The 12,801-nt window shown below is 72.7% G+C and carries 12 protein-coding genes; 2 read left to right on the forward strand and 10 right to left on the reverse strand.

Annotation, left to right across the window (positions count from 1 at the left end):
* Positions 1-71 precede the first annotated feature (71 nt).
* From EFE23_RS04045 to EFE23_RS04070, 6 genes are all read right to left on the reverse strand, one after another.
* Positions 72-953 carry a potassium-transporting ATPase subunit C gene (locus EFE23_RS04045; RefSeq protein WP_123239519.1) on the reverse strand — a complete coding sequence of 294 codons (882 nt, stop codon included), beginning with the start codon at positions 951-953 and terminating at the stop codon, positions 72-74.
* Positions 953-3,139, reverse strand: coding sequence for a potassium-transporting ATPase subunit KdpB (gene kdpB / locus EFE23_RS04050; protein WP_123239595.1), 2,187 nt, complete (start codon positions 3,137-3,139; stop codon positions 953-955). The genes EFE23_RS04045 and kdpB overlap by 1 nt, the downstream gene beginning before the upstream one ends.
* A gap of 20 nt (positions 3,140-3,159) precedes the next feature.
* The gene (gene kdpA / locus EFE23_RS04055; RefSeq protein WP_123239520.1) at positions 3,160-4,815 is read right to left on the reverse strand and encodes a potassium-transporting ATPase subunit KdpA; all 1,656 of its coding nucleotides are present in this window, start codon (positions 4,813-4,815) and stop codon (positions 3,160-3,162) included.
* Positions 4,815-4,904 carry a K(+)-transporting ATPase subunit F gene (gene kdpF, locus EFE23_RS04060; protein WP_036343797.1) on the reverse strand — a complete coding sequence of 30 codons (90 nt, stop codon included), beginning with the start codon at positions 4,902-4,904 and terminating at the stop codon, positions 4,815-4,817. The genes kdpA and kdpF overlap by 1 nt, the downstream gene beginning before the upstream one ends.
* A gap of 266 nt (positions 4,905-5,170) precedes the next feature.
* A complete protein-coding gene (locus EFE23_RS04065) occupies positions 5,171-6,289 on the reverse strand; it encodes an FUSC family protein (protein ID WP_123239521.1) in 1,119 nt (372 codons plus the stop codon).
* A gap of 334 nt (positions 6,290-6,623) precedes the next feature.
* Positions 6,624-7,658 (reverse strand): extracellular catalytic domain type 2 short-chain-length polyhydroxyalkanoate depolymerase, encoded by a 1,035-nt coding sequence (locus tag EFE23_RS04070; RefSeq protein WP_123239522.1) that lies wholly within the window; start codon positions 7,656-7,658, stop codon positions 6,624-6,626.
* Positions 7,659-7,953: 295 nt separating this feature from the next.
* Between EFE23_RS04070 and EFE23_RS04075 the strand changes: the two genes are divergently transcribed.
* Complete coding sequence (locus EFE23_RS04075; RefSeq protein WP_199736916.1) at positions 7,954-8,709, forward strand: SAM-dependent methyltransferase; 756 nt, start codon at positions 7,954-7,956, stop codon at positions 8,707-8,709.
* A 102-nt stretch (positions 8,710-8,811) separates the two neighbouring features.
* Positions 8,812-9,252, forward strand: a complete 441-nt coding sequence (locus EFE23_RS04080; RefSeq protein WP_123239523.1) for an ATP-binding protein — start codon at positions 8,812-8,814, stop codon at positions 9,250-9,252.
* A gap of 4 nt (positions 9,253-9,256) precedes the next feature.
* Here EFE23_RS04080 and EFE23_RS04085 read toward each other — a convergent pair whose 3' ends face one another.
* The 4 genes from EFE23_RS04085 to EFE23_RS04100 form a co-directional block, all read right to left on the reverse strand.
* Entirely contained in the window at positions 9,257-10,234 is a 978-nt protein-coding gene (locus tag EFE23_RS04085) for an aldo/keto reductase (protein WP_123239597.1), read from the reverse strand.
* Between the two features lie 80 nt (positions 10,235-10,314).
* The gene (locus EFE23_RS04090) at positions 10,315-10,833 is read right to left on the reverse strand and encodes a DUF2231 domain-containing protein (RefSeq protein WP_199736917.1); all 519 of its coding nucleotides are present in this window, start codon (positions 10,831-10,833) and stop codon (positions 10,315-10,317) included.
* Between the two features lie 96 nt (positions 10,834-10,929).
* Positions 10,930-12,120: a sensor histidine kinase gene (locus EFE23_RS04095; RefSeq protein WP_123239525.1), complete on the reverse strand. Its 1,191-nt coding sequence runs from the start codon at positions 12,118-12,120 to the stop codon at positions 10,930-10,932.
* 10 nt (positions 12,121-12,130) lie between these two features.
* Positions 12,131-12,796 (reverse strand): response regulator, encoded by a 666-nt coding sequence (locus EFE23_RS04100; protein ID WP_123239526.1) that lies wholly within the window; start codon positions 12,794-12,796, stop codon positions 12,131-12,133.
* Between the last annotated feature and the right edge of the window lie 5 nt (positions 12,797-12,801).

Consider the following 12,801-nt stretch of genomic DNA (forward strand, 5'->3'; position numbering starts at 1 on the left):
CCACCGGGCATCGACGGTCGGGCGACGCGGGCGGGTCCCACCAGGAGGGTGGTCCCGCCCGCGATCGTCGGTCAGCGCGGCGGGAACTTCTTGTCGAGGGCGAGGTTGAGTTCGAGCACGTTGACCGCGGGCTCACCCATGAAGCCGAGCGCCCGCCCGGTGGTGTGCTCCCTGAGCAGCCGCCGGATCTCCGCCGGGTCCGCGCCGCGCTCGCGCGCCACGCGGGCCACCTGGATTTCGGCGTACGCCGGGGAGATGTGCGGGTCGAGGCCGCTGCCGCTGGCGGTGACCGCGTCAGTTGGCACCGCCGGCTGGGCGGGTGCGTCACCCCGGATCGGGGTGATGACCCCACCCTCGGCGCGGTAGTCGTGGCCCGGTTGGGCCAGCTCCACCGGCACCCCCTCGTAGGTAGTGACGAACGCGGTGGCCGGGGCGACCTGGTTGACGCTCACCACCCGGGCGACCGGGCCGGTGAGGCCGTCGCGGCGGAACACGGCCAGGACCGCGCCGACACCGTCAGCCGTGCAGTAGGGCCGCCGCCCGTCCACGCCGTCGAGCGCGCCGATCGCTTTGCTGCGCGTGCAGACCTGGGTGAGCAGGCTCTGCGTCGAATCGTCGGGGTTGGTGGCGATGGTGTCGACGATGTCCTCCGGGCCGAGGTTGCTGGCCGAGGTGGCGGTGGGGTCGTAGCCGTCGCCGGCCGCCGACGGCCGGGACTGGAAGTAGCGCGGGACGGGGTTGCCGTCGGCGTCGGTGAAGGACTGGCCGATGAGCGAACTGCCGACGGTCTTGCCGTTCACACTCACCAGCGAGCCGTCAGCCTTGCCGGCGAGGCCGGGAATCTGGCCGATCGCGACCATGGCGAGCGGGTAGGCCAATCCGAGCAGCACGGTGAAGACGAGCAGCGCGCGCAGGGCGGCGAGGTGTTGGGCGAGCCAGGTGGGTAGGCGCATCACGAGATCCCTGGGATGAACTGGATGAGCAGGTCGATGAGTTTGATACCGATGAACGGCACGATGAGGCCGCCGAGGCCGTAGACCAGCAGGTTCCGACTGAGCAGCTTCGACGCGGCCGCCGGCCGGTAACGCACGCCGCGCAGCGCCAGAGGGATCAGCGCGATGATGATGATCGCGTTGAAGATGACCGCGGACAGGATCGCCGAATCCGGGCTGGCCAGCCGCATGATGTTCAGCCGGTCCAGGCTCGGGTAGATGCCGGCGAACATGGCCGGGATGATCGCGAAGTACTTGGCGATGTCGTTCGAGATGCTGAACGTGGTCAGCGCACCCCGGGTGATCAGCAACTGCTTGCCGATCTCCACGATCTCGATCAGCTTGGTCGGGTCGGAGTCGAGGTCGACCATGTTGCCGGCCTCCTTGGCCGCCGACGTGCCGGTGTTCATCGCGACACCGACGTCGGCCTGCGCCAGGGCGGGCGCGTCGTTGGTGCCGTCGCCGGTCATCGCGACCAGCCGGCCGCCCTCCTGCTCCTTGCGGATCAGCGCGAGCTTGTCCTCCGGGGTGGCCTCGGCGAGGAAGTCGTCGACTCCGGCCTCGTCGGCGATCGCCTTGGCGGTACGCGGGTTGTCGCCGGTGATCATCACGGTGCGGATGCCCATCCGGCGCATCTCGTCGAACCGCTCCCGCATCCCCGACTTGACGATGTCCTTCAAGTGGACGACGCCGAGCGCCCGGGCCGGTCCACCATCGACGTGTTCGGCCACCACCAGCGGCGTGCCGCCGATGCCGCTGATCTCGTCGACGATCTGCCCCACCAGCTCGGTGGGGTGGCCGCCGTTCTCGCGTACCCACTTCATGACCGCGGCGGCGGCGCCCTTGCGGATCCGGCGCGCCGGCCCGTCTTCCGGAGTGAGGTCGACGCCGCTCATCCGGGTCTGCGCGGTGAACGGCACGAAGGTCGCGTGCGGCATCAGGCCCGGCTCGCGCTCGCGCAGCCCGAACTCGTTCTTCGCGAGCACCACGATGGAGCGACCCTCGGGGGTCTCGTCGGCGAGGCTGGACAGCTGTGCCGCGTCGGCCACCGCGGCGACGTCCACTCCCTCGACCGGCACGAACTCGTCGGCCTGGCGGTTGCCGAGGGTGATGGTGCCGGTCTTGTCGAGCAGCAGGGTGTTCACGTCGCCGGCGGCCTCGACGGCCCGGCCGCTCATGGCCAGCACGTTGCGCTGCACGAGGCGGTCCATGCCGGCGATGCCGATTGCCGACAGCAGCGCCCCGATGGTGGTCGGGATGAGGCAGACCAGCAGCGAGACCAGCACGATGCCGGTGACGCCCGCGTCGGTGACCGCGCCGGAGTCCGGTGCGGCGGCCTGGAAGTTCTTGGAGAAGATCGCGAGGGGTTGGAGCGTGACGACCGCGAGCAGGAAGATGATCGTGAGCGCGGCGAGCAGGATGTTCAGCGCGATCTCGTTCGGGGTCTTCTGCCGGTTGGCTCCCTCGACCAGATTGATCATCCGGTCGATGAAGCTCTCCCCCGGCTTCTGGGTGATCATCACGACGATCCGGTCGGAGAGCACCTTCGTGCCGCCGGTGACCGCACTGCGGTCACCACCCGACTCCCGGATCACCGGGGCCGACTCGCCGGTGATGGCGGACTCGTCGACGCTGGCGATGCCCTCGACCACGTCCCCGTCGCCGGGGATGATCTCGCCGGCCTCCACCACGACGACGTCGCCCTGGCGCAACTGCGGGGCGGGCACCGACTCGGTGCGGTAGGTCCCCGCGGCGGCGCCCGGGGTCCAGCCCAGGGCACGGGTGGCGACGGTGTCCGTCTTCGCCTTCCGCAGGGCGGCGGCCTGGGCCTTGCCGCGCCCCTCGGCGACGGCCTCGGCGAGGTTCGCGAAGATCACCGTCAGCCACAGCCAGACCGTGATCGCCCAGGCGAACACTGACGGGTCCACGACGGCCAGGACGCTGGTGAACAGCGCGCCGATCTCGACGATCAGCATCACCGGGTTTCGCCACAGGGTGCGCGGGTCCAGCTTGCGCAGCGCGTCGGGCAGGGACCGGACGAGTTGCTCCGGGTCGAGCAGTCCGCCGGCCCGGTTGCCGTGGGCGGCGGGTGTGCCGGAGGCGGGGGCGTCCGCCGTACCGTGCGGTGCCGGCGTAGAGGTGGTCATGTCGTTCTCTCTCATGGTGGTCACAGCCCCTCGGCGAGGGGGCCGAGCGCGAGCGCGGGCAGGAAGGTCAGCGCGACGAGGATCACCGTGACGCCGACGACCATCCCGACGAACAGCGGCCGGTGGGTCGGCAGGGTGCCTTCGGAGGCGGGGGTAGGTTGCTGGCGAGCCAGGGAGCCGGCCAACGCCAGCACCAGGATGATCGGGAGGAATCGGCCGAGCAGCATGCAGATCCCCAGCGCGGTGTTCCACCACGGCGTGCTCACCGTGAGGCCGGCGAACGCGGAGCCGTTGTTGTTGCTCGCCGAGGTGAACGCGTAGAGCACCTCGGACAGGCCGTGCGGGCCGACGTTCAACGCCGTGGAGTTGTTGCCGGTGGCGAACGCCGCCGCCGTGCCGGCCAGCACCAGCGCCGGGGTGACCAGGAAGTACAGCGACGCCAGCTTGATCTCCCGGGAACTGATCTTCTTACCGATGTACTCCGGGGTGCGGCCGACCATCAGACCGGCGACGAACACGGTGATCACCGCGAGGATCAGCAGGCCGTACAGGCCGGCGCCGACACCGCCGGGCGCCACCTCGCCGAGCATCATGTTGAGGATCAACATCCCGCCGCCGAGCGCCGTGTACGAGTCGTGGAACGAGTCCACCGAGCCGGTGGAGGTCAGCGTGGTCGACGACGCGAACATGGCCGAGTTCGATACGCCGAACCGCGTCTCCTTGCCCTCGAGCGCGGCGCTGACCGCCTGCGGGACCGTGCCGTGTCCGGTCAACTCGAAGCCGTTGGTCACCGCGATGCTGCCCAACGCCAGGATCGCCATCACCGCGACGATCGCGTAGCCCTGCCGGTTCTGCCCCACCATCCGGCCGAACACCCGGGGCAGGCTGAACGGGATCACCAGCAGCAGGAAGATCTCGATCCAGTTCGTCCAGCTCGTCGGGTTCTCGAACGGGTGGGCGCTGTTGACGTTGTAGAAGCCACCACCGTTGGTGCCGAGGTCCTTGATGGCCTCCTGGCTGGCGACCGGGCCGCCGGTGAGGTGCTGGGCGGCACCGGTCAGCGTGGTCGCGTCCGTGCCGGCGGACAGGTTCTGCACCGCGCCGCCGATCATCAACGCGATCGTGGCGAGCACGCAGACGGGCAGCAGGATGCGCAGGGTGATCCGGGTCAGGTCGACCCAGAAGTTGCCCAGCTCACCGGTTCGGCTGCGGGCGAAGCCCCGGACCAGGGCGACCGCGACGGCGACACCCACCGCGGCGGAGACGAAGTTCTGCACCGCCAGGCCGGCCATCTGCACCAGATGGCCCATGGTCGACTCGCCCGAATACCACTGCCAGTTCGTGTTGGTCACGAACGACACCGCGGTGTTCCACGCGCCGTGCGTCACCACCGGTTCGAAGCCCAGCGACAGCCACAGGTGGTTCTGCAACCGCATGAACGCGTACAGGAACAGGATCGACACCGCGGAGAACGCGAGCACGCTGCGCGCGTACACACCCCAGGACTGCTCGGCCGCCGGGTTGACGCCCATCACGCGGTAGAGCCCCCGCTCCGGCCGAGAGTGCCGGGTGCCGGAGACCACCCGGTACAGGTAGTCGCCGAACGGCTTGTAGACGGCGACCAGCGCCGCCACCAGCGACAGAATGAAAATGATGCCCGCTGTCGTCGTGCTCATCAGAAGCGCTCCGGGAACAGCAGGGCGACGACCAGGAACACGCCCAGGCCGATCGCCAGCACCAGACCGACGGCGTTCACCGCACTCACAGCTTTTCCACACCCCTCACCACGAGGGCGAGCGCTGCGAACAGCCCCACCGTCAACAGCACGAACACCAGGTCAGACACGCCTGACTCCCCTTACCGGACCGGCTCGTCCGCGACCGTCTCCCGGTCGCGCCGGCCAATCAAAACGCCGCCCCCGTCGCCCGGACAGGGGCTGTAACGCGACCATGACGGCGGACGGCGTTTTCTTGACGCGCTTTTCACGGCGGCCGTCCGGTCACGTGACCGGGGCCACCGGAGCCGGCGCTGTCAGCCCTCGTCGCGGGGCGCGCGGTCCGGCCCGGACGGCGGGGTGAGCGCGCCGAAGGCCCGCCGGACCAGCTCGTTGGCGTCGTCCTGAGCCAGGTCGGTGGCCACCAGCAGGTCACTGACCGTCGTACGTACCTGGGCGACCACCACCGAGCCGGAGAAGCCCACGCCGGCGCGGTAGGCGTGCCCCGCCCGGGCCACCGCCCGCAGCGCCCGCTCCCGGGCCTGCTTGGGCTCCGACGCCCCGCGGACGAACTCTCGGCGCAGCGTCCGGACCGCCTCGGCGAGCGCCGACACCGCGCCGAGCAGGTCGTCCGGGATCGGTTCGCCGTCCTCGATCAGGGTCACCGCCCGGCGGATCAGCGTCCCGCTGTTGCGCATGGCCCGGTCGATCGGCTCCACGGCCTGCGCGTACCGGCCGAGCGGGCCTTCCCGGGCACTCCAGTACACCGGGGAGAGCATGGTGGCCTCCCGGGCGCCCTGCGCGGCCTCGCCGAAGGCCCCGAGTTCCTTCTTGTTGTTCCGCAGCCGGTCGCGGGCGGCCCGGGCCCGCGCGGCGTCCCGCTGCCGGAGCGCCGTGGCGGTGGCCTCGAGCTGGTCCACGAGCAGGTCGAGGGCGGGTCCGGCGGCCCGGTTGATCGTCCGGAGCGGGTTCAGCGGCAGCAGCACGGCGGTCACCGCCAAGGCCACCGCGCCGCCGATGAGCGCGTCGGCGAAGCGCGGGATCTCCAGGTTCGGCACCGACGGCGACAGCGTGCCGAGCAGCACCGCGGTCGCCCCGGCCTGCACCACCAGGGCGGGGCTGCGGCCGACGAACGCCGCCACCAGGACCGCCAGCACCACGATCAGGCCGAGCTGCCACGCTCCGGTGCCGAGCAGCGCGATCAGCAGGTCGCCGATCAGGATGCCGACGGCCACCCCGAGGACCAGTTCGACGGTACGGCGCAGCCGCTGCCCCACCGACGCGGCCAGCGTCACGACCGCCGAGATCGGGGCGAACACCGGCTTCGGGATGCCCAGCAGATCGCCGGCCACCCACCAGGCCAACCCCGCCGCCAGCCCCGCCTGGGCGGCCAGCCCGGCGCCGGCCCGGACCCGGTGCAGCCGCTCGCGCAGCATCGTGAGCGAGCGCCGGGGCAGCTCGGCAGCCGTCGCACGATCCTGCCCGGTCCCCGTCGACCCGTTGCGCCCTCTCGGCGGACCCGCACCGGCCACGGCCGCGCCTACCCACTACCGGCCCGACCATTCCTGGCCGTCGCCCGGGCCGCGCGGTCGGCCGGGCGGCGCGGGTCCACCGGGCCCTCGGGACGCCGGGCGGCGCGGGTTGCCGCAGACCGCCGCCTCCGGTGCTCGGGAGACCGCGACCTGCCGCAACCCGCCGGCCGACAACCCCGGCCGACAACCCGGGCCGACAACCCGGGCCGACAACCCGGCCGACGGCCGGGCGGGACGGTCAGCCGTCCAGGCGGCGGACCATGTTCATGATCGTCTCGACCTGGTAGCCGCCCTTGATCGGATAGTTGGTGGCGCCGAGGTAGCCCCACCAGTCCCAGCAGCCGTTCGGGTTGACTCCGGTCGCGATCGCCTGGGGATAGAGCACGATCAGCCGGTTGGTGTCGGCGTACTGGTTGAGGTTGGCCCGGTCGACGAAGGCGGTGCCGACCTTGGCGTACCCCTGGGCGCAGCCGTGCAGGGCGACCAGCAGGCGACAGGTGGTCCCGGCGGCGCAGGCGCTCGGGACGTAGGCGAAGCCGCTGGAGTCCATGCTCAGCCCGTTGGCCCAGCCGTTGGTGGCGAAGGTGTCCTGGCTGAACCGGATGAGCGTGCCGCCGAGCGGGCCGGTGTTCGGCGCGGCGACCGAACCGAGCAGCTTGCCGAGGAAGGCGCCCTCCGGGTCGGTGCCGCAGTCGTTGAGGAAGGGCGCCGCGGTCGCCGTGCAGCCGACCGTGCCGTACGGGGTGACCCAGGCGTGCCCGGCGGAGCTGCCGCTGTTGTACTGCACGCTGGCCCCGAAGTCCTGGTAGTAGCGGACCAGGTCGTCGGTGACGGACTTCTTCACGGTGCTGTCGCTGCCGCCGTGGTAGACGTACACCGGCTGGCCGGAGAGGTTGCCGGTGCCGTCGATCCAGCCGTACGACGCCCAGCTGCGGGTGTAGCTCTCCAGGCTGGAGACGTACGTCGGGTAGATGTTGTCGCCGCAGCCGTAGAGCGCCTGGGTGACGTTGTTCTGCGCGCAGTAGTACGGGCCGGCGGCGAAGATCGCCGCCCCCCGGATCCGTGCCGAGTACGCGACCTGGAGCTGGGTGGCCAGGTACCCGCCGGAGGAGACTCCGGCGACGTACACGGCGGAGACGTGGTAGGTGCCGAGCGAGCCGGAGACCGGAGTCTTGGTGTACGGCGTGCTCGCGGCCCGGGCGGCGACGCCGCCGGGCAGGACCAGGAGGAGGGCCGCGGCGAGGGTGGTGGCGGCTTTCCACGGTGTCTTCATGGCGTTCTCCCGTCGGAGCGCCGGCGGGACGGCCGGCGTGCGGGAACGCTAACGTGACATAGGCCACAACGGATATCCGCGCGGTCGACACCTGCGGAATGCCGCCGGTGTGGGCGGTCCACCGGTGGGCGCCGGCCCGGCCCGCCCGCCGCGTATTCCGGTTGGTCGCCGACGGGATGGCCGCTAATCTCACCGCAACCGTCACTCCGACTGCCTGAAGAGGGTGTTTTGGTGCCCGTGCCGACCTGCGCCGACCTGCGTCAGCCCGTTCCGACACCGCCAACACACCTCAGGAGTGACCATCTTGGATCTGCCACGTAAGTTCACCATCCGCGAGGGCGACCTGCGGATCATCAACCCGATCGACGACGCCAAGCTCGCCACCCTGGGCCGGGCGATCAAGCTGGCCCCCGGCACGTCGATCCTCGACCTGTGCAGCGGCAAGGGCGAACTGCTCTGCACCTGGGCCCGGGACCACGGCGTGACCGGCACCGGGGTGGACATCAGTACCGTCAACACCGCCGCCGCCCGGGCACGCGCCGCCGAACTGGGCGTCGCCGACCGGGTCCGGTTCGTGCACGGCGACGCCGCCACGTACGTCGCCGCGGAGCCGGTCGACCTGGCCGCCTGCGTCGGCGCCACCTGGATCGGCGACGGGGTGCCGGGCACCCTGGAGATCCTCGACCGCAGCCTGCGCCCCGGCGGGATGGTCCTGGTCGGGGAGCCGTACTGGCGGCGCGACCCGCCCGACGAGGAGACGGTGGCCGGCTCGCACGCCCGGTCCCGGGACGAGTTCCGGGACCTGCCCGGGCTGGTCCGGCTCTTCGGCGAGTGCGGCTGGGACCTGGTGGAGATGGTCCTCGCCGACCAGGACAGCTGGGACCGGTACGCGGCCGCGCACTGGCTGAACCTGCGCCGCTGGCTGGACGCCAACCCGGACGACGAGCTGGCCGGGGAGCTGCGGCAGGAGCTGACCGACGACCCGCTACGGTACGTCCGCTACCGGCGGGAGTTCCTGGGCTGGGGCGTCTTCGCGCTGCTCCGGCGCTGAGGTCCGGGGGCCGGCCCCCGCCCGACCCGGGCGGGGGCCGGCCCGCCGGTTTCCGACCGCCGGGACCGCTTAGCGGGTGGCTACGCAGGGTAAAGCGGGATCATGGATCAGTTGCGCACGTCGCCACCACCGCCGACGGCCACCGAGCTGGAGCGGTGGGTCCTCGACACGCCTGCCGAGCTGCGCGACCTGCGCGCCTCGCTGCGAGCGGCGCTGACCCGGCACGGCCTGGTCCAGGGCGAGGAACTCGACGAGGTGCCGCACCTGGTCGTGCTCGTCGCCACGGAACTGGCGAGCAACGCGCTGCGGCACGGCCGCCCGCCGACGATCGTCACGCTGCTCCGCACCGACGACTGCTTCCTCCTCGACGTGGCCGACCACGACGTGAGCAGCGTTCCCGAGCTGACCGACATCCACCCGCTCGACTCCGGTGGTCGCGGGCTGTTCCTGGCCCAGTCGGTCTCGCTGGCCGTCGGCTGGTACGGCACCGGGGACACCAAGAACATCTGGGCCTCGTTCCCCCGCACCGCCGCCGCGGCGTGACGCCCTAGAAGCCCGCGACCGGGTGCGGGACGTAGGGCGCCTCCAGCGCGGCCACCTCGTCGTCGGTCAGCTCCAGCTCCAGCGCCGCCACCGCGTCGGTCAGGTGGTGCGGCTTCGTCGCGCCGACGATCGGCGCGGTCACCGCCGGGTTGCGGGCCACCCAGGCCAGCGCCACCTGCGCCCGGGGTACGCCCCGCTTCTCCGCGATCCGGGCCACCGCGTCGACCACCGCCCGGTCCGGCTCCTCGGTCCGCGCGTACAGGCCCTTGCCGAACTCGTCGGTCTCCGTCCGGGCGGTGCGCTCGCCCCAGTCCCGGGTCAGCCGGCCCCGCGCCAGCGGGCTCCACGGGATCACCGCGATGCCCTGGTCCGTGCAGAGCGGCAGCATCTCCCGCTCCTCCTCCCGGTAGAGCAGGTTGTAGTGGTTCTGCATGGAGACGAAGCGCGTCCAGCCGTGCCGCTCGGCGGCCCAGAGGGCCTTGGCGAACTGCCACGCGTACATCGAGGAGGCGCCGAGGTAGCGGACCTTGCCGGCCCGGACCAGGTCGTGCAGCGCCTCCAGGGTCTCCTCGATCGGGGTGGTCGGGTCGAGCCGGTGGATCTGGTAGAGGTCCACGTAGTCGGTGCCCAGCCGGCGCAGGCTGGCGTCGATCTCGCTCAGGATGTGCTTGCGGGACAGCCCGCCCCGGTTCGGCCCGCCACCCATCCGGCCGTGCACCTTGGTCGCGATGACCACGTCGTCCCGGCGGGCGAAGTCCTTCAACGCCCGGCCGACGATCTCCTCGCTGGTGCCGTCCGAGTAGACGTTGGCGGTGTCGAAGAAGTTGACGCCCAGCTCCAGCGCCTGCCGGATGAACGGCCGGCTCTCCTGCTCCGGCAGGGACCAGGGATGCGGGCCACGGCCCGGCTCGCCGTAGCTCATGCAGCCCAGGCAGAGCCGGGACACCTCCAGGCCGGTCGACCCGAACTTCACGTACTCCATGCGGTCGTCCTCCTCCGCCCCGGGCGCCCCGCGCCCGCCGTCCATCTCACCACCGGCGGGCGCGCGGCGCAGGGTACGGGTCAGTCCTCGTCGCCGTCGCCGTGCGCGGCGCTGGCCGCCGGGGTGTCCTTCCAGACCGCCTTCGCCCCGGAATCGCCGATCCGGTAGATCTGCACGACGTTCGCCGCCGCCACGACCACCGCCAGCACCGCGACCACCACGCCGAGCGCGCCCCGCTTGGCCGGCCGCGCGGCCGCGCTGGTCCCCTCGGTGGTCCGGGCGGCGGACCGGCGGTGCAGCCAGTACAACGCGACGGCGGCGACCAGCAGCGGCAGCGCGAACCAGATGAGCTGGTCCCCCAGCTCGGCGTGCTGGCCCGGGTCGCCCACCCGGCGCTCCAGGCTCTCGCCGCTCTCGGTGGCGAGCGGGACGGCGGCCGTGGCCAGCGCGGCGATCAGCACCACGAGCACGCCGAAGCGGCCCCGCCAGGAGGGTCGGACGGCCAGCGCGACCACGCCGAGCGCGGCCAGCGGCAGGAGGACCACCACGGCGTGCACCACCAGCGGGTGCACCGGCAGTCCGTTGACGTTGTCGGGCACGATCTCTCCTCAAGATCGGGGACTTCACTCTGCGGCCCCACAGTGCCCAGCGATTCTTGGGAAGTTCTTGCCCACCGGCCGCCGAGCGCGGCGCGTTCAGGCCGGGGGCAGCAGCAGGGTGAAGGTGGCGCCGCCACCCGGTGTGCCGGTCACGTCGACCGAACCCCGGTGCGCCCGGGCCACGTGCTGCACCAGCGCCAGGCCCAGCCCGAACCGCCGCCCCGCGCCCGACGTGCCGTGCGCGAACCGGTCGAACAGGCGGTCCGCCTCAACCGGATCCAGCCCCACCCCGTCGTCGGCGACCTCGGCCGCCACCCGGCCGTCCCGCCGGTCGACCGTCACCGTGACGTGCCCACCGGCGGACACGTGCCCGACGGCGTTGTCCACCAGCGCGGTCAGCGCCCGGCGCAGGGCGGTGGGCGCACCCCGGACCGGGACCGGCCCGGCCGCCGCGATCCGCAGGTCGACCGCCCGGCCCTCGGCGTACGCGGACATGCTCGCCACCACCTCGCGGGCCACCGCGGCCAGGTCGACCTCGGTCTCCGGCAGCGGCTGGTGCTCGGCCGCGGCGGACACCAGCAGGTCCTCGACCACCTCACCGAGTGCCCGGGTGTCCGCGACGAGCTGGTCGAGCTGCCCGGCGAGGCGCTCGGGCGGCTGGGTACGGGCCCGCCGGGCCAGCAACTGGGCCCGGGTGTGCAGCACGGTGAGCGGGGTGCGCAGCTCGTGCGAGGCGTCGGCGACGAACCGGCGTTGCAGGGTGAGCGCGGTGGCCAGCGGCGCGACCGCCCGCCGGGCCAGCAACGCGGCGGCCACCAGCGCACCGGCCAGCCCGGCCAGCTCGGCCACGAGCAGCGCCAGCCCCAGCTGCTCCTGCTGGCGGTGCAGCGGCGCCAGATCGGCGGCGACCGCCCAACGGCTGCCGTCGGCCCGGCGCGCGACCAGCACCCGGATCGGCTGGTCGTCGCCGAGGCTGCGCTCGTACCGGCCGGGCGGCCGGCCGATCGCGTCGTGCAGCACCCGGGTCAGGGCGGGGGACGTGTTCGGGGTGACCTCGACCGGGCTCGTTCCGGCCCGCTGCCGGGCGAGGAACTGGCCGGGCGGCGGGTCGTCGACGTCCTCGGCCATCGCCAGCACCTTGGTCAGGCCCGCGTCGAGCGCCCGGGACTCCTGCCCGATGGTGAGCACGTACATCAACGCCCCGACCAGCAGCAGGACCAGCCCGATCGCCCCGGCGGTCTGGGCCACGCTGCGCCGCCGGGCAAGGGTCAGCCGGGCCTCGTCCACTCCGCCCGCCTCAGCCCGGGCCGAGCCGGTAGCCCAGCCCGTGCACCGTACGGACGGCGTCCCGGCCCAGCTTGCGGCGCAGGTGGTGGACGCAGGCGTCGACGGTGCCCGGGGCGTCGGCGTGGTCGAACGCGGCGCTGAGCAGCTCGGCCCGGGTGAAGGTCTTGGTCGGCCGGCCGGCCAGGGCGTGCAGCACGGCGAACTCCCGGGCGGAGAGCGGGATCTCCTCGCCGTCGTCGAGCACCCGGCGGTTGTCCACGTCCAGCCGGCGGCGCCCGAGCGGCAGCCAGCCGGCCCCCTCCGGGTGCCGGCGGCGCAGCGCCCGGAGCCGGGCCAGCAGCTCGGCCACCTCGAACGGCTTGACCAGGTAGTCCTCCGCGCCGGCGTCCAGCCCTTCCACCCGGTCGTCGACCGAGCCGCGGGCGGTGAGCAGCAGCACCGGGCAGGTCACGCCCCGGGCCCGCAGCCGGGTGACCAGGTCGAGGCCGTCCAGCGCCGGCAGCCCCCGGTCGACCACCATGAGCTGGTAGTCGCGGGTGAGCGCGTGGTGCAGCCCGGTGTGCCCGTCGGCGGCCACGTCGACCGCGTAGCCCTCCTCGGTGAGCAGGTCCGCGAGCAGGTCGGTGAGGGCCCGGTCGTCCTCGACCAGCAGCAGGCGGGGGCGGATGCTCTCCACCCGCC

Source organism: Micromonospora solifontis, assembly GCF_003725545.1.
GTDB lineage: Bacteria > Actinomycetota > Actinomycetes > Mycobacteriales > Micromonosporaceae > Micromonospora > Micromonospora solifontis.

Excerpts from the sequence above, each read along its gene's own strand:
- EFE23_RS04080 (WP_123239523.1), top strand. The coding sequence starts at position 8,812 with ATGGATCAGTTGCGCACGTCGCCACCACCGCCGACGGCCACCGAGCTG.
- kdpA (WP_123239520.1), bottom strand. The coding sequence starts at position 4,815 with ATGAGCACGACGACAGCGGGCATCATTTTCATTCTGTCGCTGGTGGCG.
- EFE23_RS04045 (WP_123239519.1), bottom strand. The coding sequence starts at position 953 with ATGCGCCTACCCACCTGGCTCGCCCAACACCTCGCCGCCCTGCGCGCG.
- EFE23_RS04085 (WP_123239597.1), bottom strand. The coding sequence starts at position 10,234 with ATGGAGTACGTGAAGTTCGGGTCGACCGGCCTGGAGGTGTCCCGGCTC.
- EFE23_RS04070 (WP_123239522.1), bottom strand. The coding sequence starts at position 7,658 with ATGAAGACACCGTGGAAAGCCGCCACCACCCTCGCCGCGGCCCTCCTC.
- EFE23_RS04065 (WP_123239521.1), bottom strand. The coding sequence starts at position 6,289 with ATGCTGCGCGAGCGGCTGCACCGGGTCCGGGCCGGCGCCGGGCTGGCC.
- kdpB (WP_123239595.1), bottom strand. The coding sequence starts at position 3,139 with ATGACCACCTCTACGCCGGCACCGCACGGTACGGCGGACGCCCCCGCC.